A 23,057-nucleotide genomic window follows, 5' to 3' on the forward strand; every position below is an offset into this window, starting at 1 on the left:
ATAGGAGTCTGCGTATATTGCCTCCGCTGGCACTGAAATTCTGCATATTGAAAAGATGAAGCCCAAGAAAAAAGAATTCAGCAGTCTTTTCTCTCACTTGGACAGAACACAACACCAAGCTGCAGAAAAATGCGACTCCTGCGGGAAAGGCAGGCTAAAACCGCGACGTCCTGTCGCAACGCCTGCATTAGCACGTCCTGTGCGTCGAACAGTCTGAAGACCCCGCAGTGAGGGACGAACGAGGAGGCTGAAGCGTTCCCCGCGGCAAAGAAGACACTGCGAATGCGACCAAAGGAAGCTTGAGCAGATGTCGCGCTTGTACCCGGAGTGGTGAAAGCGAGTATTTTTCCGCAGCGATGAACTAGCACTCAGTCCTGATAGAATTAGGGAGAGACATCTAAAAAGTTGTGTCGCAATTTATATCAACTGCGAAAAACAACAACATATGCGAAAAGAGCCAATGCAAAAGATGTGAAATGGGAGCCGCTTTCGTAAACTCTACCTGACTCATGCCTGTTGTGGCCAGTCTTTATACTGTTCTTCTGCTTCCTTCATGATTGCCTTTGTAATAAACTGCAGCTGCTGACCCTTTATACCTTCCCGCATCAGCACGTGCTTGACCGACATACTCACTTTCGCATAGATACTTTTTCGATGTTCACTGGTCCAATCCTGGCTTAGATTCTTTTTGAGCTCTTTGACTACTTTATGGATCAAGTCAGCCAGAAACTTATTGTCAAAAGCGTCCATTTCCAGTGATGTGACAGCTTTATAGAATTCCGCTTCTTCGTCAGACAGTCCAAGCTCTTTACGAAAATCCGCTTCGGTGTCGACACCTTTTTTCATATCCACCATTACCCGGAGCACATCAGCAGCCTGAATGATCCGGTTATGATAATCGGAGAGTGTTTTCTCGAGCAATTCCCGCATTTCTTTTTCTTTCGGGCTGTTCTTTTTAAAATTTACCTGGATATGGTCTTCCAGCAGTTTCTTCAACAGTTTCAGCCTTAAATCTTCGTGCTGCTCCTTCTCTTCCATATCTTTTAAGAAATCTTCATCCAAAATGCTGATATCAGGTTTCTCAATGCCCGCCACCTGATAAATATCCACCGGGGCTTTCGTTTCCAGGTGCTGATCGATCATGGCATTGAGACGCTCTTCCACCGTCTGACTGGCTTTGGGACTGCTTTGTTGGGAGGTCAGATACTTTTTCACTTGAATCCGCACCATCTGATAGAGTGTCACCTCATCGGCAAAAGGCAGAACGCCGTCAGTATGTTTCACTAGTTTATAGGCTTTTTCCAGCTTCGTACACGCTTCCACAAAATTTTCCGATTCACCGTTTAACTGCTGGTTGACGAGATCCCCGATTAAATCATCCCGATTCACCTTGGAAAGCGACCGCCAGTCATCACGATGCTCAAGCTCGCCGAAATAGGTTCGTACTTCTTCCAGCTTCTCATGGAAAATTCCGATTGCCTGATCAATATCAATGTCCATATCATTAGCGGAGCCGTCGCCGGTATATTGATTGGTAGCTTCTTTCAGGGACGTGGCGATTCCGATAAAGTCAACAATCAGCCCGCCTTCTTTGCCTGGAAAAACACGGTTAACCCGTGCAATCGCCTGAATCAGGTTGTGTCCTTTCATCGGTTTATCGACATATAAAAACGATAAGTTCGGCACATCAAAACCGGTCAGCCACATGGAGACGACGATGACCAATTTCAGCGGATCCTCTGTGTCTCTCAGACGGCTTTTGACTTCTTCTTGTTCTTCTTTCGTTTTAATATGGGCATAGTTGCTGCCCGGATTTTGCTCCCGCCATGATACCGGATCCTTGGAAACATTACCGGTCATGATAATTTCCACTTCCGGACAGTCATCGTGGCTTTTCAACTCATCATATAAACGAACAGCAATGGAACGGCTCATGCAGACAATCATGCCTTTTTGAACTGGATCTGCGGCCTGATTAAAATGATCCACAATGCTTCGCGACAGTCTGTTCAACCGTTTCGGTGTCCCTACAACTTTCTCAAGTGCTGCCCATTTCACCTTATACGACTGGGATTCTTCATCTTCCATGCCCACTTCATCGACTAAATTGGCGTATTCGCTGTCAATATCTGCTCCGTCAAAATCAAGCGGGATCATCCGGCTTTCATAATACAGGGGCAAAACAGCTTTATCTTCAACAGCCTGTGCCATATCATACTGGTGGATCACATGGCCGAAGATTGCTTCGGTGTTGTTGCCTAGCAAATTAACCGGTGTTCCGGTGAAGCCGACGAATGAAGCGTTGGGCAGTGCGTAACGAAGCTGGGCTGCATAGCCGCCGTCAAAACCGCTCTGTGTCCGATGCGCCTCGTCAGAAATCACAATAATATTGCTTCTGTCAGACAGGACTGGGTGTTTGGCCTCGCCTTCTTTCAAGCGGAACTTTTCAATCGTCGAGAAAACGATCTGGCCGCCCTCCCCTTTCAAAATATCACGCAGTTCATCCGCCTTTTGTGCATGATGAATGTGCCCGATCAGGCTATATCCTTCCGAAAATGTGTCATGCAGCTGTTCATCGAGGTCATTCCGATCCACCTGTACCACAATCGTCGGATTACCCAAATCCCGATGTTTCGATAAAATCGTCGCATAAAACAGCATGCTGATACTTTTCCCGGAACCGGTTGTATGGTACATGACCCCGATTTTCCGGTCACCATCTGGATTTGTTGCACGGACAGTTTCCTTCACGGCAAAATTAACCCCGAAATACTGGTGGTATTTGGCGCCGATTTTCACCTTAGATTCGCCTTTATCCAAGTAAACAATGAAGTTGCGAATATAGTCCAGCAGCCGCTCCTTTTGAAACAGTCCTTGGATTAACGTCCGCATCGTATTGGCAACGTTATTATCGACGTTGACCCCATCAATCGTCTTCCATGAAGCAAAGAAATCATAGGCTGCATCCGGCATGCCGTGCATCGTTTCGATACCATCGGAAATGACCGTGAACGCGTTGTATTCAAACAGCTGGGAGATGTCATGCGTATAATTGCGGATTTGCCTGTAGGCATCATAGACCGTTACATTTTCGATATTTGGATTCTTCAGTTCAAAAACAATGAGCGGCAAGCCATTCACATAAATAATCACATCAGGTCTTCGCGGCATACGCCCTTCGATGGCCAACTGATTGACGACGAGAAAATCATTGTTTTCCGGCGTTTCCCAATCAATCGGATAGACGTGCTGCACCTTTTCCTCTCCGTTCTTGTCTTCGTAAACAAACTCGACACCTTTAACGCTCTTTTGGTGGAAGTTAAAATTCCGCTCTTGCCAGCCAACGCCTTCATTTAAAATAAACATATTTGCCAGTCCGCTGATCTCGCTGTCGGGAATCATGGAATACGTCTTTTGCAAAAAGGATTCCAGTCGCCCCCTCAAAACAACTTCCTGATTCCGCTCGCGTTCCCCACGCTGGTACAGTTCCTGACCATGTGCATACGTATAGCCCAGATTCTCCAGCCGCTCGATCGTCGTTTCCTCAAAATCCGATTCCATTAACCGCCCCATGTTCATCCCCCTCTCTTTACTGCAACGCGCTTTCTACCGTTTCCTTGGCTTCGGATACGTCTATTTCGCCGGATAGGAGTTTTGGCAGAAGGTAGTCGCGGGTTTGTTGTAGTATTAAACTTTCTTCGGTATTACATTTTATTTGTTTATCCCACTTACTGGCTAGTTCCTCGAATTTCTGAAGAGTACTATCCTCAGGAACAAGAACTTTTAAATTCTCCACATCTTTTTTATTTATAGAGTTAAATACAGTTCCCGAACCCATACTATCTATTACTTTAAACACATCTCTTAGTTTATAATATAAAAAGGCCTGGTGACCGGACTTGGATCTAAGTCCACATAAACCACGACCAATGACTATTGATTGATCAGCAACATTCATTCTTCCAACCGGAGCCCTGACACTTAACAAAATATCCCCACTATTAGCCACTTTCTTTTCAATCGTGGAAAAAGTTTGGTGTGATGGAAATCTAAAGCCAAAATCCTTTATGCCTTGGTGAAAAGGTAATCCGTTACCTTGGTTGTTATAATACTCAGATTTAGGTGACTGTCCCATATTTATATCAGCAAATTGATTAAGGGATACAACTTCCCACCCTTTTGGAATCATTCCTAACTCTGACTCTACAAACTCACTGTCCTGGAATGATCCAAAATCAACAACCAGTGTTTGTAAAGCGTCATGGCTATTTGTTCAAGTGTATGGTTGATTTTAGTATTAGTTTCAATTTTTTTGTCAATCGACCAAAGAATTGAAGTGATTTTGTTTTGTATATCCATAGGAGGTAATTTGATTTTAAATCTTTTTGCATCTGGTACACGAATATGACTTACTGTCGAGCCAGATCCTTCATGTGCTTTCATCTGATTTTGTAAAAATGGGCCCCTTAAGGAATAATATAAAAATTTGGGATCAACTTTCCTGTTATTTGCCCTATATTGCATCAACCTTTGTCCCAAAAAAACCTTTTCATCTGTAGTTATTATTCCGACTTCTCCTAAAGGTGCCTCTCTGGTTAAAATCACATCATCTTTTTGCGGAATCGATCTTCTTGTCCATTTTTGGTATGTCTCTTTTGTTACATGGTTAACATTCGAAAGATTTATTCTTCCATCTCTTACATTAGTTGTACGAACCATTTTATAAGGTGTTTCATAGTTTACTTTTGGGGCCGTTTTATTCACACAATCTACTATCTCATCACAAACTTCATCCAATTTGAAATCTCTCCACTCACTCACAACACCCCCTCCAAATCCTTCTTAATCTTCCCCTGGAGGCGGTTGGATTCTTCAAACTGCTCGAACAGCTTCGTCCTTAATTCTTCCATTTTTTCTTCAAATGGCACACCATCTTCTTCTACTTCTTCTGTACCGACATAGATTCCCGGTGTCAGTTTATAGTCGTTTTCTTTCACATCATCTATTGTTGCGACTTTGCAGAAACCGGGGACATCCTCAACTTTTTTCTCGTCATACTTAAACGTACGATAAACGTTGGCAATTTCATCGATTTCCTCTTCCGACAAGGCTTTTTGCTTCCGGCTTACCAGTGATCCTTTCTGCCGGGCGTCAATAAACAGAATGTCATTTTTCCGTTCGCGGTACTCACTTTTGCCATCACGGTTTTTACTCAGGAAAAAGAGACAGCACGGAATGCCGGTTGATAAAAATAATTTTTCCGGCAAAGCAACGATACAATCAATATGGCCATTGTCCACAAACCATTCGCGAACAGGTTTTTCTCCCTTAGCATTCGTTGTCATCGCGCCATTTGCCATCACATAGCCGGCTGAACCTTCCTCATTCAAATGATGGAAGAAGTGCTGCATCCACATATAGTTGGCATTCGAATCCGTAACAGGGCCGATTAAACGCGGGTCATCATTGGAAACCCGATCTGCTCCCCAGCCGTCCTGATTAAACGGCGGATTAGCAATGACATAGTCTGCTTTAACATCCGCGAACTGATCATCCAGAAGCGAATTGCCAAGGCGTATATCGGCGTTCATTCCATGCAGGAGCACATTCATTTTACCAAGGCGGGCGGTGGTTGTGACGTTTTCCTGCCCGTAAAAAGACAGCTCGTGCCGCCTCGGTGAATATTCTTCAGACTGGATGAACATACCCCCGGATCCGCACGCTGGGTCGAGCACCGTCCCTTTAATCGGCTCAAGCATACGCACAAGCAGGCTAACGACGGAATATGGCGTATAGAACTCGCCCCCACGCTGACCTTCCGTCGAGGCAAATTCCGAGATGAAATATTCATAGACCCTTCCAAGCACATCGACACTGCGTTCATCCTGGGCACTGAACACATCACGGGAGAAGATTTCAATCAAGCCGGAGACATTTTCAGCAGGCAAATTACTCCCCTGAAAAATACGCGGCAACATACCATCCAGATCTGGGTTTTCCTCCTCTAAACGGTTCATCGCATTATCAAGAATTTCTTTGATATTCGGCTGTTTGGCATTCTTTAATATGTAGGACCAATGCGATTCTTCCGGTACGACATACACATTTTCCGCCATGTACATATCCGGATCCTCTTTCATAAATTGCTGTGTATCCTCATCAGGTACATACCAGTCACTCTTCGGATCCTTTACTAAACTATCAATTTCATCCCTGCGGAGTTCAAAACGATTCGATAAATAGCGCAGGAAAATTAAAGGCAACACATAATGTTTATAATCAGCCGGTGCCACACTGCCACGCATATTCGTAGCGGCATCGAACAAGTCTTTTTGAAAATTAATATCTGCTTTGGCAGGCATCGTCTTTCACCTCAAATAGTCGTTATAGTCAAATTTTATCATAATCAGGCACAAAGGACGATGAAAACTATCAAAAATATGCTGGTTTGAACTAGAAAGAAGACCGGCCGAAATTAGACAAACACTTTCAGTTAACTGCCTTTCCATTTTACATTCATCTCGAATAATGTATTGTAAACATAAAGAATCATTAGGGAAAGGAGTGATAACGATTGAGAATACAAACTATGAACAGAGAAGTCATGAGTCAAGGTTATACGAATTAGAGGCTCGGCTGAACGTATTAGAACAATCATTAGAATCAAAGGCAGATACAAAAGATGTTATCCTAAAAATCGATGACTTGATTAAAGAAAAAGAGCTTATCACCAAATCGGAATTAAACAACTTTCAAAAGAAAATGGAAGCAATGCTGCACGCCTATCAGGTTAAACTATTAAAATGGATAGTAGCTTCCGGGATCAGTTCTGTAGCTGCCATCGCAGCAATCATTCGTATCTTTGTTTGAATGATTAATATTTCCTTCTCGATTCGATCTTTCTCCTTAGTGCCCCCTCTTCTACCTCTATAATCGAAATAAAATCAACAAAAGGGGCATGAAATAATAATAAATTTCATGCCCCCAAATCCAATTTCTTTTCGATTATAGTTATAAAGGAAGTCTCAGTTTAACCGAAACGCACGAGGAAGTATTTCTTTTTCCCGCGTCTGATAATAGTAAATTGATCATCAATGCGGTCTGTTTCATCTACAGCATACTGCAGATCCTGCTGGCGTTCACCATTAATATAGATTGCGCCGTTTTTGATATCTTCCCTTGCCTGTCGCTTGGAAGATGAAATAGACGCTTCAACGAGCAATTCAATCAGACCGATTTCCGCTTTGGAAGCTTCATATGTTGGCACATCTTTAAACCCTTGCTCGATATCGCCTACGGAAAGATCTTTCAAATCTCCGCTGAACAGTGCATCCGTTATTTTCTGCGCCTGCTGCAAATCTTCCTTGCTGTGAACCATTGCTGTCATTTCTTCAGCCAGCCGCTTCTGTGCCAGCCGTTGTTCCGGACGGTTTTCCAGTTCATTTTGAAGTTCATCCAACTCGTCTTGCTCAAGAAATGTAAAGTAGTGTAAAAACTTCATGACATCTCGGTCATCGGTATTAATCCAGAACTGGTAAAATTCGTACGGTGTTGTTTTTTTCGGATCCAGCCAGACAGCACCACCTGCCGTCTTGCCAAATTTGCTGCCATCCGCTTTCGTAATCAGCGGTACAGTCAAACCGAAAACATGAACTTCCTCTTCTTCATTTTCCCGGGAGCGGCGGATAAGTTCCATGCCTGCCGTTATATTCCCCCACTGGTCACTGCCGCCAATTTGCAGGGTGCAGTTCTCCTGCTCATGCAATTTTAGAAAATCAAGCGACTGCAGAATCATGTAGCTGAATTCGGTATAGGAGATGCCCTCTTCAATCCGGGCTGATACCGATTCCTTACCCAGCATGTAGTTGATTCCAAAATGTTTGCCGGCATCACGGAGAAAATCAATGACCGACATGTTCCCAAGCCAGTCATGGTTATTCCGGGCACGTGCTGCATTGGAGCCGGAATCGAAATTAAGCAGCCTGGCCAGCTGCTGCCGTATTTTGTCACTATAACCGTGAACAACGGATGCCTCATTCAAGGAACGTTCTGCTGAGCGGCCGCTTGGATCGCCAATCATCCCTGTTCCGCCGCCAATCAGAGCAATCGGTCTATGGCCGGCTCGCTGGAAACGTTTCAGCATAATAATCGGCAGCAAGTGCCCGATATGCAGGCTGTCGGCCGTCGGATCAAAGCCACAGTATAAAGTCACTTGATTTTCGTTTAAATGCGTTTGTAATCCTTCTTTGTCTGTCGTCTGCTGTACTAGACCGCGTTTTTCAAGATCCTGTAAAATGTCCATTGCTTTCACTCCAATTTTTAGTGTTTTACATAAAAATAAAAGGCTATTTTCTAAAAGACTGGTTGCTTTTTGCCTCACTCTAGTGAATAAAACCCTGCTGAACAATTTATATAAAATGCGACATAACCTTTTGAATGCCTTTCCCCAATTCTATCGGGACTGAGTGCTAGCTCGTCGCTGCGGAAAAACACTCGCTTTCACCACTCCGGGTACAAGCGCGACATCTGCTCAAGCTTCCTTTGGGTGCATTCACAGTGTCTTCTTTGCCTGGAGCAGCAGCTCAGCCTCCTCGGAGCAAAAAACGCTCACTGCGGGGTCTTCACTTGCTGCTCTTCCCCTAGGGGTCTCGCATTTTTCCGCAGCTTAGTGTCGTGTTCTTTCCTAGCGAGAGAAAACTCTTTAGAACTAATTTCATTGGTTTCAACATTCAATATGCAGAACTTCATTGCCAGCGGAGGCAATATACGCAGACTCCTATGGGAACAGCACGTGTCCGAAGACCCCGCAGGAAAGCGGTCTTTGCTTTCCGAGGAGGCTGAGGCCGTGCCCATGGAAAGCGAAGTCTATTGCCGTAGCGTCTTTGAGCACTTAACAGTAATTAGAACAGGAGATAGCCTCGCTAATGAGAATTTTCACTATGTCGCAGTTTATATCTACTGCACTGAAAGACAACAAAGCTTACGAAAAGGCAAAATAAAAAAACGCCCCTCGCAAAAGCTAAGGGACGAGTATGTACTCGCGGTACCACCCTTGTTACACATGTATACCTGTGCCACTTCAGGGTTTCTAACGGTGATGCCACCGTCTTCCCCCGGAAACAATCCGACCCCGGCCAAAATCTGGCTGTTTCCAAAAGAAGATAGCTCCAGATTGTAATTCGCCTGCAAATGTGTACTGACTCCCACCGCCCGTCAGCTCTCTGTTAACAGCGATTTGCGTAGCTACTCCGATCCTTCAGCGCGTATGATATAACATTATTCTCTATTCATACCACAACTGTAACACAAATGCAATATTCAAACGTGAATTTTCTATGCCACAGTTTCTGCTGCTATGCTATAATAGGCTTGATTCAGGGGAGGTTTTTATAGTGAATTTCAAGCAATCATTAGAAAAATACATACACAAACTAAAAACAGCCTGGGGGAAGCTACGTTCACATCGATACGCGGAAAGAGTGCAATCAGCATGGCAGACAGGGAAAATCCAACAAACTTCAAGGATTAGCTATGATGTTGTTTGGAATATCATCTTATTTTTCCTGATCATTGGCGTTATCGGGGCATTCTTTGCTGGAGGTATAGGTGCAGGCTATTTCGCATCACTTGTGAAAGATGAACCGGTACGGGCGTATGAAAGTATGAAACAAAACGTTTATAACTACGAGGAAACCTCATCGCTCTACTTTGCCGGTGATAAATACATTGGCGACGTGCGCTCCGATTTGTACCGCGAAGAAGTAGCACTGGATAATATCCCGGACGTGTTGAAAAATGCTGTTATTGCAACAGAGGATGAATATTTTTACGAACATAACGGGATTGTGCCAAAAGCCATCGTCCGGGCCCTTATGCAGCAAGTAACAAGTGCCCCGACACAATCAGGTGGAAGTACATTGACCCAGCAGCTTGTCAAAAATCAAATACTGACAAATGAAGTATCCTTCGAACGAAAGGCAAAGGAAATTTTAATCGCAATGCGACTGGAGCGTTTTTTTGACAAAGATGAAATCCTGGAAGCGTATCTGAATATTGTCCCGTACGGACGTGACGCTTCAGGCGGCAACATCGCCGGCATTCAGACCGCAGCACAGGGGATATTTGGCATTGATGCATCAGAAGTGAATCTTCCTCAAGCAGCTTATCTTGCCGGCATGCCGCAAAGCCCGTCATACTATACACCGTTTACAAATGCAGGCGGACTGAAAAGCGAGGAAGGAATCCAGCCCGGCATCAACCGGATGAAAACAGTATTGGACAGAATGCATGAGGCGGGTTATATCACGAAGGAAGAATATGAGAAAGCACGAAATTATGATATCGCAGCTGACTTTACTGACGAATCACCATCACCGATTGAAACATACCCAGACCTGACATTTTTAGCCCAGAAACGTGCCAAGGGGATTATCAAGGAGCACCTGGCTAAAGAAGACGGCTATACAATGGAAGACCTTCAAAACAACGAAAAGCTAATGGAAGAATACGCCATACGCGCCGATCGTGCTCTAAGGCAGAATGGGTACGAAATCCATACAACCATTGATAAAAAAACGCACGATGCCTTTAAAAAAACTGCCAAAAACTACGAGCATTATGGGCCTGACTGGACAGGATATGAGACAGATGAAGAAACCGGCGAAAAGAAAAAAATCACCCAGCAAATCCAGACAGGCGGCATCCTGATTGAGAATAAAACCGGCCGGATCATCAGTTTTGTCGGTGGCCGGGACAATAGTATAGATAGCCAGTTCAATTATGCCACATCGGCAACAAGACAAAACGGAAGTACCATGAAGCCTATCCTGACCTATGCACCTGCATTTGAAAAAGGTGTCATACAACCAGGGACGCCAATTGCCGACGTCAGAAAAAGCTATTCAACACCACAGGGTCCCTATGTACCGCATAACTATGGTGGTGGTTATCACGGAATCGTACCGGCCCGGAAAGCACTGTATAATTCATATAACATTCCGGCCATTGAGATTTATGATCGGATTAGGGGACAGGATCCAGTCAGTGAATTCTTGGAACCAATGGGAATCACAACTATCGGAGAAAATGAATATGCCAACCTTTCCCTAGGAATTGGCGGTCTTACGGAAGGGGTCACCGTTGAGGAAAACGTGAATGCATTTGCGACATTTGGCAATCAGGGTAAATTTGTTGACGCCCATATAATCGAGAGGATTACCGACCAGGAAGGCAATGTTATCTTTGAATATGAGCCGGATCCAGTTGACGTATTTTCACCGCAGACAGCGTATCTAACTCTGGATGTGATGCGCGATGTGCTCGACCGCGGAACGGCAACCTACCTGCAGTCGCAGTTGAAATACAATCATGTTGACTGGGCGGGTAAGACTGGTACATCAGATGACTATAAAGATGCCTGGTTCGTCGGTGTGAATCCAAATGTGTCCATGGGAGTCTGGATCGGATATAGGGAAGGGAAAAACATCCAATGCCCTTCCTGTTCGCTAAGCTACAGCCAGCGGAACCAGACACTTTGGGCGGAGCTAATCAATGCAGCATCCGACATTAATCCGGAATTAGTAGCACCAGAGAAAAGTTTTGAACGGCCGGACGGAATTGTGTCCCGCAGTTATTGCGCCATCTCGGGTAAGCTGCCATCGGAACTTTGCCAAGAAGCAGGATTGGTAAAAACAGATATTTTCAATGCAAAATATGTACCGACAGAGAAAGATGACAGTCTCATAAGAGGATCCTATGTAATGGTTGACGGAAAAGCTGTCATAGCAGGAGACAATACACCTGATGAGTTTATCGAAGGAGACGGAATCACCTTCAATCCGGAGTTTCTGGAACAAAAAGGATTTGACCGTCTCGGCGATCTTTCCAGTCTATTCCCGCGCACCAACCGGGATGCATGGGAGAAAATAGGTCTGCCGCAATCAGACATCAGTAATCAGACAATTGAAGATGATGGTGAACGTCCATCTGCACCTGGTTCGGTTTCCGCTTCCGGCAGCAAACTATCTTGGAATGCATCAGGCAGCAGCGATGTTGTCGGTTACCGCATTTATCGTGCTGGAAATCCGGATGGTTCATTCAGCCTTATCGGTAGTACAACAGGAACAAGTTTCACCTTCTCCGAAAAGAAAGGTGTCTATCGAGTCAAAGCAGTGGATTACTTTGGACTCGAATCGAGAGCATCAAAACAAGCAGTTGTCGGGAATTTTTCCAAAACCGAATCAGATAAAGAGAACGGTGATAATACAGAGTCCGACAATAACAACAGTGATAGCAATGATAAACAGAATGACAATAAGCAAGACGAAGGCGGAAACAATTCCAGCGACAATGGTAACGCCGATAAGCACAAAAATAATGATCAAAATGACAGCAGCAAAGACAAAGACAAAAAAAAGGACAGTGAGAACGAAGGGGGTTAATTCCCCCTTCGTTTTTTCACTTTTAATTTCTGTTATCACTAAAAAATAAGACTATTTTCCTGTATAATAAGATGTAAGAAACACCAGTGAGCAGCTATAACAAGGCGGTGAATAAATGGAGCACGTGAAAACCTACTACTCCAATGTACGCGATACTCCAGACGGTCCTATTGTTATTGAAGGGCCACTTTCATCAGGGGCATTGACCAAATACTATTTCCATGAACACCTGACTGCATTCCGACCTGCATCAAAACAATTTGAAGCAATCCGCAGCATTGCTGACTTTACCGAGGGCAGGATTATCATTGCCAGGACAGAAGATACCATCATTGGTTATGTTACGTACCTACACCCTGATCCAATGGAACGCTGGTCGAAATTCAATATGGAAGATCTGATTGAACTGGGGGCGGTTGAGGTCATTCCAAAATACCGCGGTGCAAAAATAGCCTCAGGCCTGCTGGAAGTTTCCATGATGGATGATTACATGGAAAACTATATCATCATCTCTACTGAATACTACTGGCACTGGGACCTTGATGGCACAAGACTAAGTGTGTGGGATTACCGGAAAGTCATGGAGAAAATGATGGCCGCAGGGGGGTTGCTGCCTGCACCGACCGATGATCCAGAAATTATTTCCCATCCGGCAAACTGCCTGATGGTCCGGACCGGCAGCAGCGTTCCGGAAGCATCCGTTAAACAGTTTGATGAACTGCGTTTTTTGCAGCGGCACCAATACCGTAACATGAGGGAGGGGCTATAAATGCTCGTCGAAGAAATTATGAAGACAAATGTGTTAACACTTCCCCCAACAGCAACAATTGCAGATGCCTTGAAGCTGCTGCGGGAAAATCATATTCGGCATATTCCCATCGTGAGGGAGAGCAATCAGGTTATCGGCATTGTTTCTGACCGTGATGTTCGTGATGCGTCCCCTTCTATATTTGATGATGGAAGCAATCAGTACCAGCTAAATAATGAAATACAGTCCATCATGAGCCAGCCAGTTTTAACGGTTCATCCATTGGATTTTGTGGAAGAAGTTGCCCGGATTTTTTACGATGAGACAATCGCCTGCCTTCCTGTTGTCAGCAATAACACCTTAACTGGAATAATTACTGAAAAAGAGATGCTCTACACTATGATTCTATTGACAGGAACCAATGTCCAAAGTTCCCAGATCGAAGTGAAAGTGCCCCATAAGCCGGGAATACTTCCGGAAGTAGCAGCCGTTTTCGGACAGCGCAAAACAAATATAACATCTGTTCTCATGTACCCGTTCAACGATGATCCGAATTACAAAATACTGGTCTTTCGCATCCAGACCATGAATCCTGTGCCACTGATTCAGGACTTACGGGATGCCGGCTATGAATTGATGTGGCCGAATAACATAGCGGAGCCTAAACTATGACATGCCGTTCATCATTTATATACGCTGATGACTTCTTAACCTATCACTTTCATTCGGATCATCCGTTCAATCAGCAGCGGGTTTCGTTGACAAAAGACCTGCTCGAAGCAAGCAATCTCTTGTTGGCTCAAGATATACAAGAGCCACGGACGGCAACTGACAAAGAAATCGCGCTGTTTCATGCCCCCGAATACATTCAAGCAGTCAAAAGAGCGGGACATGGGCACTTGTCGGAAGAGGAAGGGCTTGAGCATGGCCTGGGAACCGAGGATACACCCATGTTTGCCCATATGCATGAGGCATCAAGCCATCTTGTCGGGGGCACATTAACTGCAGTAGATGAGGTGCTGCAAGGCAAGTCAGACCATGCCCTCAACCTGGGAGGTGGGCTTCACCATGGTTTCAAACGGAAAGCGAGCGGGTTCTGTATTTATAATGACGGAGCCATTGCCATCAAATACATCCGAGAGAAATACGATTTAAAAGTATTGTATGTTGATACGGATGCCCATCATGGTGATGGTGTACAATGGGCCTTCTACGATGACCCTAATGTATGCACCCTTTCCATTCATGAGACTGGACGCTACCTGTTCCCGGGTACCGGTAGTATCAGCGAACGCGGTATCAAAGAAGGTCATGGCCATTCCTTCAACATTCCTATTGATGCGTTTACTGAAGATGAATCATTTCTGTCTGTTTATGAGTCGGCCATCAGAAAAGTGGCAGCTTTCTTTCGACCTGAAGTTATTTTGACACAGAATGGGGCCGATGCACATGTGCTTGATCCACTCACACATTTATGTACCACTGCAGCAGCATTTGAGCGCATTCCGCAAATTGCCCATGAACTGGCACACCAGTACTGTAATGGACGCTGGATTGCCCTCGGTGGAGGCGGATATGACATGTGGCGAGCTGTACCACGTGCTTGGGCACAAATTTGGAGTGTCATGAAAACTGGTGATATACAAAGAACATCCCTCCCGGATAAATGGCTGGCGAAATGGCAGGCTGAATCCCCTGTTAAACTGCCGGATACATGGGAAGACCCTAAAGACATTGTTCCGAATATTCCCAGAAAGGCTGACATCACGGAAAAGAATGAAAAAGCTCTGCTCAGTGCAATGAAATATGCTCAGGACCGATCGGCTAATATATAAAAAGCAAGTGCTACCCTTAAGGGATGGCACTTGCTTTTCTTTTATTATGCTCAGCATCATTTTGCACAGAATTTCACATCGTTATTGGGAGGATTGACCATCCTTCTCCATAATAACCATTTCCACCCGTCTATTCTTTTTCCAATTAGCCTCAGATGTATTCGGGACAATCGGTCTGGTATCCCCGAAACCTGCTGCTGTAAAACGTGACGGGGCAAAATCATTCCGGGAAATCAGATAGCGAATGACAGTGCTGGCTCTCGCACCTGACAATTCCCAGTTGGATGGGTATCGGTAACTGGAAATCGGCCGATTGTCCGTATGCCCTTCCACCCTCACATTATTTGGTATATTCGCTAGAAGGTTGCCGATTTTATCCAAAAATGGTTTACCGGAATCAAGTATTTCCGCTTCCCCTGTTTCAAACAAGATACTTTCCTGTAAAACAAGAACGACACCGCGGTCGGTCCTGCTCGCGGAAATGACATTATTCAGTTCGTTGTTGTGCAAATATTGCTTTACACTTTCCATCAGGTCGTCCAATGAATCCTGTTCCGTTTCTTTTGTCTGACCGGTACGCTCACGCTGCGCCGGTTTTTCGAATTCATTGGTGTTTTTTCCACTTTCCTCGTCACTTGTATGTTCAGTCGGATTTTCCATCGGTACCGGAGATGGATGAAAGTCAAAGATCATCCGATTCCTGAACGATTCGGAAAGGGCATCAAATTTAACCATGTCGATTTGAGACATGGAAAAGAGCAAGATAAAAAAGACCAGAATCAGTGTCACCATATCCGAATACGTGACCATCCATTTTGGCGCCCTGCCATTGTCCCGTTTTTTCAGACGTCTACGTTTCATTGACATGTTCCCCAGTCATTTTAGTGTCCTCATTCGGTTCCTTCGCGGTTTCATTGGAAAGGAATGCACGCAATTTTTCCTCCAGGATCCTTGGATTTTGCCCGGACTGAACACCAATAACACCTTCAATGATGATTTGTCTGATAAACATTTCCTCTTCCGTCTTCTGCTCCAACTTATTTTTCATCGGAATAAAGACAAGATTGGCCAGGACAGTTCCATACAATGTCGTTAAAAGGGCAACCGCCATATTCGGCCCAAGTGTTGCTGGGTCAGTAAGGCTATTAAGCATGAGGACGAGCCCGACCAACGTTCCAATCATCCCCCAGGCCGGTGCGTATTCTCCTGCCTTTTCAAGAATCGCCCGTCCACGATAATGACGCTCCTCCATGGCTGTAATTTCCGCATTCATGATATCTGAAATCACTTCGGGCTCTATTCCGTCGACAGCCAGCAGAATTCCTTTTTTCAGAAATTCATCATCCACTTCGTCCATTTCATTTTCCAACGCTAAAATACCTTGCCGGCGGGCACGTTCCGCCAAATGGATAAACTTCTCAACAAGTTCCGTCATCCGCTGATCGTTCTTATGGAATGTTTCCTTGATGACGTTACCGGTTAATTTAATTTGCTCCATTTTAAAATTAATCAGGAGTGATGCAGTCAATCCGCCGATAACCACAAAAATAGAAGCAACATCCAAAAAGGAAGAGACTCCTTCCGTTCCTCCCTTGGAAAGGATTGCTAGCATTATCATAATAAACCCAAGTGTAATGCCGATTGGTGTCAGTATATCTGTTTTTCGCATTGTCTCGCTCCCCGGAACCTTGTTGAAACCTATGAGACAGGTTACTTCTTATATCGGCATATTGATCAGTTTGTTGAGTTTCTTTCGACAATCCGATGCGGAAGAATGACTTTTTTCTCCTCCACTTCTTCCTTATTCATATATTTGGTCAATAGACGCATGGCAACAGCACCAATATCATACATTGGCTGTACGATGGTAGACAGTGTCGGGCGTACCATGGTTGCCAGTCTTGTATTGTCAAACCCGAAGACCTCAAGATCTTCCGGTACTCGAAAGCCCCTGTCCTGGGCCCCATGAATGACTCCCAATGCCATTTCATCTGAGGCAACAAATACGGAAGAAGGCTGTTCGTCTTTGGCTAAAAGCTGTTCCGCCGCCTCCAGACCTGAGTCATAGGAATAATCACCTTTAAGAATGTACGCATCATCAAGAGTGACAGACTTTTCTTCATGTGCCCGCACATAGCCATTATATTTCTGTTTATTGATTAGCGTATCATCGACACCAGAGATGAACGCAATTCTGGTGTTTCCTTTCTCAATCAAATAAGAAGTTGCCTCAAATGCTGCAGCTTCATAGTCAATATTCACCGATGGAATTTTGTCCGTTTCATCATAGGTTGCTGCCAGAACAACCGGTACGGATGAACTTTGGAACTGCTCCACATGTTCCTCTGAAATATCGCCACCCATGAACAAAATTCCATCTACCTGCTTCTCCAGCATGGCATTAATAAGGCGCAATTCTTTATCTTTGTTCTGATCAGAGTTACTCAAAATAATATTATACTTATACATCGTCGCAATATCTTCAATGCCCCGCGCCAGTTCAGCAAAAAAGATACTGGAAATATCTGGAATAATGGCACCTACCGTTGTTGTTTTTTTACTTGCCAATCCGCGGGCAACCGCATTTGGACGGTACCCAAGTTCCTGAATCGTTGCCAGAACCTTCTTGCGTGTTACCGGTTTTACATTCGGATTACCATTGACAACCCGTGAAACAGTTGCCATAGAAACATTCGCTTCTCTTGCTACGTCGTATATTGTTACTGTCATGCTTGACCTCCTAGCCAGATTACTAATTCGATTCCTTTTCCCATTATAATACTCTACAATGCCATAAAACACAAAAAATTTAAAGGCTGTACACTTGTGAGGACAATAAAAAACGGTATCTGTCCCGCTTTTTGGAGGGCAGATACCGCAGACATAAAATTGTCATTTAATTTCATACCATGGAAGCACTGCGTCCAGATTCGGAAAATGCTTGCAGTTCATCCATGAATTTCTCGAAAGTCGGAATGTCCATTTGCTGTGCAGCATCGGACAAGGCTACCGCCGGATCCGGGTGAACTTCTGCCATAACTCCATCAGCACCAATGGCCAGAGCTGCTCTTGCCGCTGGAAGCAGGAGATCACGCCGGCCTGTTGAGTGCGTAACATCGACCATGACAGGTAAATGTGTTTCCTGCTTCAAGATCGGAACCGCTGAAATATCTAGTGTGTTTCTGGTAGCTTTCTCGTAAGTCCTTATTCCTCGTTCACAGAGAATGATATTGCCATTCCCTTTTGCGATAATATATTCGGCAGCATTCAGAAACTCAGAAATGGTTGCAGACATACCGCGTTTCAAAAGAACAGGTTTATCTACCTCACCTGCAGCCTTCAGCAATTCAAAGTTTTGCATGTTCCGGGCACCAATCTGGATAACATCAAGATAGTCGGCTGCCTTTTCGATATCTGCAGGATTAACTATTTCACTGACAACTGCAAGCCCGGATTCATCAGCAACCTTTTTCAATACTTTCAGCCCTTCCAGTCCAAGTCCCTGGAAATCGTATGGTGACGTCCTCGGTTTAAATGCACCACCGCGAAGCAGATTGACTCCCTTGCTTTTTACTGCTTTAGCTACTTCTGACACCTGGTCATAGCTTTCAACGGCACACGGTCCCATCACATGGTGTACATTTCCGTCGCCTATTTTTTCCCCTTTTATATCAATGATCGTGTTTTCCGGCTTTTTCTTGCGGGAAACGAGTAATGCTTTGCGGTGGTCATCTTCCTGCAATTCGAGACTTGCTTTAAATATTTCTTTAAAGATATGTTCGATCGTTGAATTTTCAAAAGGACCTTCATTTTGCTTTGTCAATTCATCCAGCATCTTACGCTCCCTGACCGGATCAAAGCGATTGATGCTCTGTTTATTTTTCACCTTTCCTATCTCCTGTGCAATTTCAGCACGCTGATTGATTAAGCCCAGCAGTTGTTCGTTGATGCTGTCTAACTGCTCTCGAAGCTGCTCTAATTCGTTACTCATGGAAACCCCTCCTGCTACGGTTTTATTCTGAAAATAGACCACATTTGAATAATTAGAGACCATTATATAGTAAAGTCTTTTCTTTGTCACCCCTAAATTCATTATTTTTTATTTTATAGAACAAAACGGGCTCTTACATAACAAAACCGGTGAATCATTCACCGGTTTTTCTTTCTACTGATCTGCTATGTCATTAGCTGCGGCAGATTCGCTCTGTCCGTCTCCGCCAGTTTCTGTATCCTGTACAGGTGATAGTTTTTGTGCTTTTTGCACAAGTCTGGTTGTGGAGTCATTAGCTTTCTCTTTCCACTCAGACCCTTTCACATATGCCTTGTCCTTCCATTCGGATCCTTTATCAACGGCTGTTTCTTTCCATTCAGATCCCTTCACATATGCTTTGTCTTTCCAGTCACTCGCACGATGCTTCAATTCCACTGTTCCAGAGTTAAGATCGCTGCGCAATTCAGTACCGGTCTTTGGTGCCAGCAGCAGCGCTGTCAAAGCGCCGCCAAGGGCACCAATGATAGAGCCAAGAACAAAATCCTTCCCGTTGAAACTTTTTGCTTCGTTGTTTTCCATCCGAATTCCTCCTCTTTAAAGGTCGTTCAAAAATAATCAATGTAGCCTATTTGTTCTTTTTCTTTCTCCAGAAATCAACAATTGCATTTCCCCATTTCAGTACTTCCGAGGCCTTCTCCTGATCGTGTGCAGCTGCTCTGGAAACACTGTCTGACCATCTCCGTAATGAACCATTCAGGTTATTTGCTGTTTCCCCAATCCCTTGAGCACTATCAAATAAACCATTCAATTTTTCCGATTTCTGATTTACATCATCGGCCAATTTATTTGTTTTCTTTAACAGTTCGGCTGTTTCTGTTGTGACCCCCTGCATCTGGACTTCCAGATTCTCCAGCGTATCGGTCGCATTGGTCATGGTGCGCTGCATAGCTTTCAGCGTTATAACCGTGTAAATAACAAGCACTGCCAAAGCAACTGCGGCAATTAATGCAGCAATGTACAACATGATTTCCATTACACTATCAGCTCCTTCATTTCAGCAATCGGTAGGTGGAATGGCAGACACATGCAAAGAGACCTTTTCAGCTATTCCCCACTGCCAATGATTAAAAACATCACCCGGATCGTCCACGCATTCCATACACCCATTTATCCCTACTATAACGGATTATTTCTTTCATTTCGACAAATATGCAGGAAAATCCTTTCAAAAACATTAGAAAACTTGGCTTGTCGCCAGGTTTAATGGCGACAAGCCAAGCTGCACTTATCAGGTCATCCATACTTATAACTTCTGACATTATAAAAAAAGCCTGGGGTACAGGCTCTTTCTTTAAGCGTTCATTATATCATTTCTCTGAGATGCCAATCTCTGTGATGCTAACTCCTGTTCGTAAGCCTCCTGGAATTTCTGGATATCCCCTGCTCCCATAAAAAGCAGTACACTGTCTTCTGCATTCAGCAGCACTTCTGTATTAGACAGCTCCAAAATAGCACTTCCATCAATTCGTTCCTGCAAATCGTGAATCGTCAGTTTTCCGCTGTCTTCTCTTGCGGAGCCGAATATATCACATAGATAAACCTGATCGGCCAGATCTAGACTGTCGGCGAATTCCTGCAGAAAGGTTTTCGTTCGGGTGAATGTATGCGGCTGAAAGATAGCAGTAATTTGTTTATCGGGAAATTTCTTACGAGCTGTATCAATCGTCGCTGTTATCTCCTTTGGATGATGTGCATAATCATCAACCAGAATCTGACTGCCGATCTGTTTTTCCGTGAACCTGCGTTTAACACCCTCAAAGCTGTTAAGTTTTTTAATCGTTTCGGTTTTCATATCCTCATAGTGGCAAATGGCAATCACGGATAGTGCATTCAGCACATTATGCTCGCCATACATCGGGATTTCAAATGTATCATAATACGTATTGCGGACGAATACATCAAACTCCGTGCCTTCAGCTGTTTCCCTTACGTGCTGTGCCTGGAAATCATTCGTACTGGAAAACCCGTAGTATACCACTGGTACTTTGGCCTGTATTCGCTGCAGCTGTTCGTCATCCCCACAGGCAATGATACCTTTTTTAACTTGATCCGCCATTTCCTGAAAGGCGTGAAAAACGTCATCAATACTTGTGAAATAGTCTGGATGATCAAAATCTATGTTTGTCATGATCGCATAATCCGGTTTGTAGCTGAGAAAGTGGCGGCGGTATTCACACGCCTCAAACACGAAATATTTACTGTCCACATGACCTTTGCCGGTACCATCACCAATCAAATAGGAAATGGGATAGGACGCATCAAGAACATGGGCCAGTAAACCAGTCGTCGATGTTTTTCCATGTGCTCCTGTGACAGCAATACTCGTATATTGCTTCAGCCATTCCCCTAAAAATTCATGGTAGCGATAAAAAGTTAATCCTTTTCGTTGTGCTTCTTTTATTTCCGGATGATTATCTGAAAAAGCATTACCCGCAATGATGGTGCAGCCGTTCTTGATGTTTGTTTCTGAAAAAGGGAAGATTGGAATGTTTTTTTCCTCTAATGCTTTTTGTGTGAAAAATCGCTTCTCAACATCAGACCCCTGCACTTTTTCCCCGGAATCATGAAGGATATGGGCAAGTGCACTCATTCCGGTTCCCTTTATACCAATAAAATGGTAAGTTGTCATAAAAAAGAACCTCCAAAAATATGTCTGAAACAATTTCCGCAACTAGCGTTGACGCTAACAGCTATTCAGCTATTATAGCAAATTGCCGCAAAGAATGAAACAACAGCCAGAGCAACAGGACCAAATGCCTGGTTTATTTTATACCGTCATTCATTCGTCAGCATCCTGCGGGAAGTATTCGACTTTTTCCATCCGCTGATTAGGCCTGTAGCGCCGTCCTTCTTTAGCCTCGGGAACACCATTGAACAACACATTATCCCCGGTGAACCCTATGTTGATTCTCAGCAGGCTGCCCCCGACGCCATACATGTCGACAGGTACACCTTTTTCCTCAAAATAGCTGATCCGGTTTTCCGTAAATCCACCGCTAACCATAATCTTCACATGGGAAAAACCCTCATCATCCAGTGCTTTCCTCAAGGCAAAAACGAGTTCGGGATTAGTGCCTCTCGGATCAAAGGTGCCCATTAAATGATGGTTCCGCAAAAAGTATTTATCAACAAGTGTTCTGGATGTATCGATACGTACTGCTTCAAGTTCCTCCCCAAAGGCGTGGGCCACTTTTAGCGAATCTGTGATCACATCATTGTTATAGTCCACCAGTGCAACCAGTTCATCTTCGGGGTATATTTCATGATAGGCTTTTGACGCTGCAACGACATCGCCGCGAAACATCTGAATCATAGCATGCGGCATGGTGCCCATCCCTTCTTTTCCCCACCACTCATTCATTGCATGGGTTGCCTGTGCAGTTGAGCCGCCAATGAATGCTGCATAACCATCACCGGCCTGCTGTGTATAATGGTCATCACGGTCACCCATGAAAATAACCGGTTTCTGTTTTCTTGATGAATTGGCCGCTTTTACCACATTATATACATTCGTAGCCACTGATGTTCTTCTTGCCAAAATTCCATCAATAATTCCTTCTAAAAACCCGAACTGCTGGTAAGCGCCGGAGATGGTCAGTACTGTTTCATACGGGCCGATTTTATCTCCATCTTTCAATGAGTGAATTTCCAGCTTTTCCGGCTCATCAGCGAAGGTATGTACGAGTGCTATCGCTTCGTCTGTGCCACACAGCACCGCTTCACTGGTTTTTTGAAAAAACTGCATGGTCACATGATTATTTGGCTGCTTTTTTTCTGCTATTTCTTTCGTTTTCAGAAAGTAAACAGCTGAAAACCATCCTTCTTTAATCCGTTCATCGAACTTGAATGTTTTATTCGTCAAGCGCTTAATGTCGCCATTCAATTTTTTGGTGATTTCCTTCATACCGTTTCTCCTCGTATACAAAAAGATTTTTAAAAAATACATTCTCCCTTATCATATAAAAAGAAGGGGAACTAGACAA

The 23,057-nt window shown here is 44.3% G+C and carries 19 protein-coding genes and 1 other annotated feature; of the genes, 5 read left to right on the plus strand and 14 right to left on the minus strand.

Annotated elements, in window-relative coordinates:
* Window positions 1-507: 507 nt before the first annotated feature.
* The 4 genes from ACFSUO_RS13080 to ACFSUO_RS13095 are packed head-to-tail and all read right to left on the minus strand — an operon-like array spanning window position 508 to window position 6,362.
* Window positions 508-3,573, minus strand: a complete 3,066-nt coding sequence (locus tag ACFSUO_RS13080) for a type I restriction endonuclease subunit R (RefSeq protein ID WP_382394785.1) — start codon at window positions 3,571-3,573, stop codon at window positions 508-510.
* 16 nt (window positions 3,574-3,589) lie between these two features.
* Window positions 3,590-4,189, minus strand: a complete 600-nt coding sequence (locus tag ACFSUO_RS13085; RefSeq protein WP_382394787.1) for a restriction endonuclease subunit S — start codon at window positions 4,187-4,189, stop codon at window positions 3,590-3,592.
* Between the two features lie 14 nt (window positions 4,190-4,203).
* A complete protein-coding gene (locus ACFSUO_RS13090) occupies window positions 4,204-4,821 on the minus strand; it encodes a restriction endonuclease subunit S (protein WP_382394789.1) in 618 nt (205 codons plus the stop codon).
* Window positions 4,818-6,362: a type I restriction-modification system subunit M gene (locus ACFSUO_RS13095; protein ID WP_382394791.1), complete on the minus strand. Its 1,545-nt coding sequence runs from the start codon at window positions 6,360-6,362 to the stop codon at window positions 4,818-4,820. Before ACFSUO_RS13095 ends, ACFSUO_RS13090 begins: the two co-directional genes overlap by 4 nt.
* A gap of 166 nt (window positions 6,363-6,528) precedes the next feature.
* Between ACFSUO_RS13095 and ACFSUO_RS13100 the strand changes: the two genes are divergently transcribed.
* A complete protein-coding gene (locus ACFSUO_RS13100) occupies window positions 6,529-6,870 on the plus strand; it encodes a hypothetical protein (RefSeq protein ID WP_382394793.1) in 342 nt (113 codons plus the stop codon).
* A gap of 160 nt (window positions 6,871-7,030) precedes the next feature.
* Here the strand turns inward: ACFSUO_RS13100 and tyrS are convergent, their stop codons facing one another.
* A complete protein-coding gene (gene tyrS, locus ACFSUO_RS13105; RefSeq protein ID WP_382394795.1) occupies window positions 7,031-8,302 on the minus strand; it encodes a tyrosine--tRNA ligase in 1,272 nt (423 codons plus the stop codon).
* 717 nt (window positions 8,303-9,019) lie between these two features.
* Window positions 9,020-9,269 (minus strand) — a binding site (T-box leader).
* Between the two features lie 123 nt (window positions 9,270-9,392).
* On the opposite strand from tyrS, the gene ACFSUO_RS13110 reads away from it, so the two are divergent.
* The 4 genes from ACFSUO_RS13110 to ACFSUO_RS13125 all read left to right on the plus strand — a co-directional run bounded on the left by ACFSUO_RS13110 (window position 9,393) and on the right by ACFSUO_RS13125 (window position 15,023).
* On the plus strand, window positions 9,393-12,440 hold the full coding sequence (locus tag ACFSUO_RS13110) for a transglycosylase domain-containing protein (RefSeq protein ID WP_382394797.1): 3,048 nt from the start codon (window positions 9,393-9,395) through the stop codon (window positions 12,438-12,440).
* 115 nt (window positions 12,441-12,555) lie between these two features.
* Complete coding sequence (locus tag ACFSUO_RS13115; protein ID WP_382394799.1) at window positions 12,556-13,209, plus strand: GNAT family N-acetyltransferase; 654 nt, start codon at window positions 12,556-12,558, stop codon at window positions 13,207-13,209.
* Entirely contained in the window at window positions 13,210-13,860 is a 651-nt protein-coding gene (locus tag ACFSUO_RS13120; RefSeq protein WP_382394801.1) for an acetoin utilization AcuB family protein, read from the plus strand.
* A complete protein-coding gene (locus tag ACFSUO_RS13125; protein WP_382394803.1) occupies window positions 13,857-15,023 on the plus strand; it encodes an acetoin utilization protein AcuC in 1,167 nt (388 codons plus the stop codon). Before ACFSUO_RS13120 ends, ACFSUO_RS13125 begins: the two co-directional genes overlap by 4 nt.
* Before the next feature lie 81 nt (window positions 15,024-15,104).
* Here the strand turns inward: ACFSUO_RS13125 and motS are convergent, their stop codons facing one another.
* The 9 genes from motS to ACFSUO_RS13170 all read right to left on the minus strand — a co-directional run bounded on the left by motS (window position 15,105) and on the right by ACFSUO_RS13170 (window position 22,978).
* Window positions 15,105-15,884, minus strand: coding sequence for a flagellar motor protein MotS (motS, locus tag ACFSUO_RS13130; protein WP_382394805.1), 780 nt, complete (start codon window positions 15,882-15,884; stop codon window positions 15,105-15,107).
* Window positions 15,874-16,692: a flagellar motor protein MotP gene (gene motP / locus ACFSUO_RS13135; protein WP_382394807.1), complete on the minus strand. Its 819-nt coding sequence runs from the start codon at window positions 16,690-16,692 to the stop codon at window positions 15,874-15,876. The genes motS and motP overlap by 11 nt, the downstream gene beginning before the upstream one ends.
* A gap of 65 nt (window positions 16,693-16,757) precedes the next feature.
* A complete protein-coding gene (ccpA, locus tag ACFSUO_RS13140) occupies window positions 16,758-17,753 on the minus strand; it encodes a catabolite control protein A (RefSeq protein WP_382394809.1) in 996 nt (331 codons plus the stop codon).
* 172 nt (window positions 17,754-17,925) lie between these two features.
* The gene (locus ACFSUO_RS13145) at window positions 17,926-19,014 is read right to left on the minus strand and encodes a bifunctional 3-deoxy-7-phosphoheptulonate synthase/chorismate mutase (protein WP_382394811.1); all 1,089 of its coding nucleotides are present in this window, start codon (window positions 19,012-19,014) and stop codon (window positions 17,926-17,928) included.
* A 174-nt stretch (window positions 19,015-19,188) separates the two neighbouring features.
* The gene (locus ACFSUO_RS13150; protein ID WP_382394813.1) at window positions 19,189-19,593 is read right to left on the minus strand and encodes a YtxH domain-containing protein; all 405 of its coding nucleotides are present in this window, start codon (window positions 19,591-19,593) and stop codon (window positions 19,189-19,191) included.
* 46 nt (window positions 19,594-19,639) lie between these two features.
* Complete coding sequence (locus ACFSUO_RS13155; protein WP_382394815.1) at window positions 19,640-20,047, minus strand: DUF948 domain-containing protein; 408 nt, start codon at window positions 20,045-20,047, stop codon at window positions 19,640-19,642.
* A 100-nt stretch (window positions 20,048-20,147) separates the two neighbouring features.
* Complete coding sequence (locus ACFSUO_RS13160) at window positions 20,148-20,333, minus strand: hypothetical protein (protein ID WP_382394817.1); 186 nt, start codon at window positions 20,331-20,333, stop codon at window positions 20,148-20,150.
* Window positions 20,334-20,365: 32 nt separating this feature from the next.
* Window positions 20,366-21,703, minus strand: a complete 1,338-nt coding sequence (murC, locus tag ACFSUO_RS13165) for a UDP-N-acetylmuramate--L-alanine ligase (protein WP_382394819.1) — start codon at window positions 21,701-21,703, stop codon at window positions 20,366-20,368.
* Between the two features lie 150 nt (window positions 21,704-21,853).
* Complete coding sequence (locus ACFSUO_RS13170; RefSeq protein ID WP_382394821.1) at window positions 21,854-22,978, minus strand: nicotinate phosphoribosyltransferase; 1,125 nt, start codon at window positions 22,976-22,978, stop codon at window positions 21,854-21,856.
* Window positions 22,979-23,057 lie beyond the last annotated feature (79 nt).

Source organism: Lentibacillus juripiscarius (assembly GCF_042685205.1).
Lineage (GTDB): Bacteria > Bacillota > Bacilli > Bacillales > Amphibacillaceae > Lentibacillus > Lentibacillus juripiscarius.

Bases quoted from the DNA above. Each gene is read 5' to 3' on its own strand.
- ACFSUO_RS13155 (WP_382394815.1), bottom strand. From the start codon at position 20,047: ATGGAAATCATGTTGTACATTGCTGCATTAATTGCCGCAGTTGCTTTG.
- ccpA (WP_382394809.1), bottom strand. From the start codon at position 17,753: ATGACAGTAACAATATACGACGTAGCAAGAGAAGCGAATGTTTCTATG.
- ACFSUO_RS13100 (WP_382394793.1), top strand. From the start codon at position 6,529: ATGTATTGTAAACATAAAGAATCATTAGGGAAAGGAGTGATAACGATT.
- ACFSUO_RS13150 (WP_382394813.1), bottom strand. From the start codon at position 19,593: ATGGAAAACAACGAAGCAAAAAGTTTCAACGGGAAGGATTTTGTTCTT.
- ACFSUO_RS13145 (WP_382394811.1), bottom strand. From the start codon at position 19,014: ATGAGTAACGAATTAGAGCAGCTTCGAGAGCAGTTAGACAGCATCAAC.
- ACFSUO_RS13120 (WP_382394801.1), top strand. From the start codon at position 13,210: ATGCTCGTCGAAGAAATTATGAAGACAAATGTGTTAACACTTCCCCCA.
- ACFSUO_RS13115 (WP_382394799.1), top strand. From the start codon at position 12,556: ATGGAGCACGTGAAAACCTACTACTCCAATGTACGCGATACTCCAGAC.
- ACFSUO_RS13085 (WP_382394787.1), bottom strand. From the start codon at position 4,189: ATGATTCCAAAAGGGTGGGAAGTTGTATCCCTTAATCAATTTGCTGAT.
- ACFSUO_RS13125 (WP_382394803.1), top strand. From the start codon at position 13,857: ATGACATGCCGTTCATCATTTATATACGCTGATGACTTCTTAACCTAT.
- motS (WP_382394805.1), bottom strand. From the start codon at position 15,884: ATGAAACGTAGACGTCTGAAAAAACGGGACAATGGCAGGGCGCCAAAA.
- ACFSUO_RS13160 (WP_382394817.1), bottom strand. From the start codon at position 20,333: ATGTCAGAAGTTATAAGTATGGATGACCTGATAAGTGCAGCTTGGCTT.
- ACFSUO_RS13095 (WP_382394791.1), bottom strand. From the start codon at position 6,362: ATGCCTGCCAAAGCAGATATTAATTTTCAAAAAGACTTGTTCGATGCC.
- motP (WP_382394807.1), bottom strand. From the start codon at position 16,692: ATGCGAAAAACAGATATACTGACACCAATCGGCATTACACTTGGGTTT.
- ACFSUO_RS13080 (WP_382394785.1), bottom strand. From the start codon at position 3,573: ATGGGGCGGTTAATGGAATCGGATTTTGAGGAAACGACGATCGAGCGG.
- ACFSUO_RS13170 (WP_382394821.1), bottom strand. From the start codon at position 22,978: ATGAAGGAAATCACCAAAAAATTGAATGGCGACATTAAGCGCTTGACG.
- murC (WP_382394819.1), bottom strand. From the start codon at position 21,703: ATGACAACTTACCATTTTATTGGTATAAAGGGAACCGGAATGAGTGCA.
- tyrS (WP_382394795.1), bottom strand. From the start codon at position 8,302: ATGGACATTTTACAGGATCTTGAAAAACGCGGTCTAGTACAGCAGACG.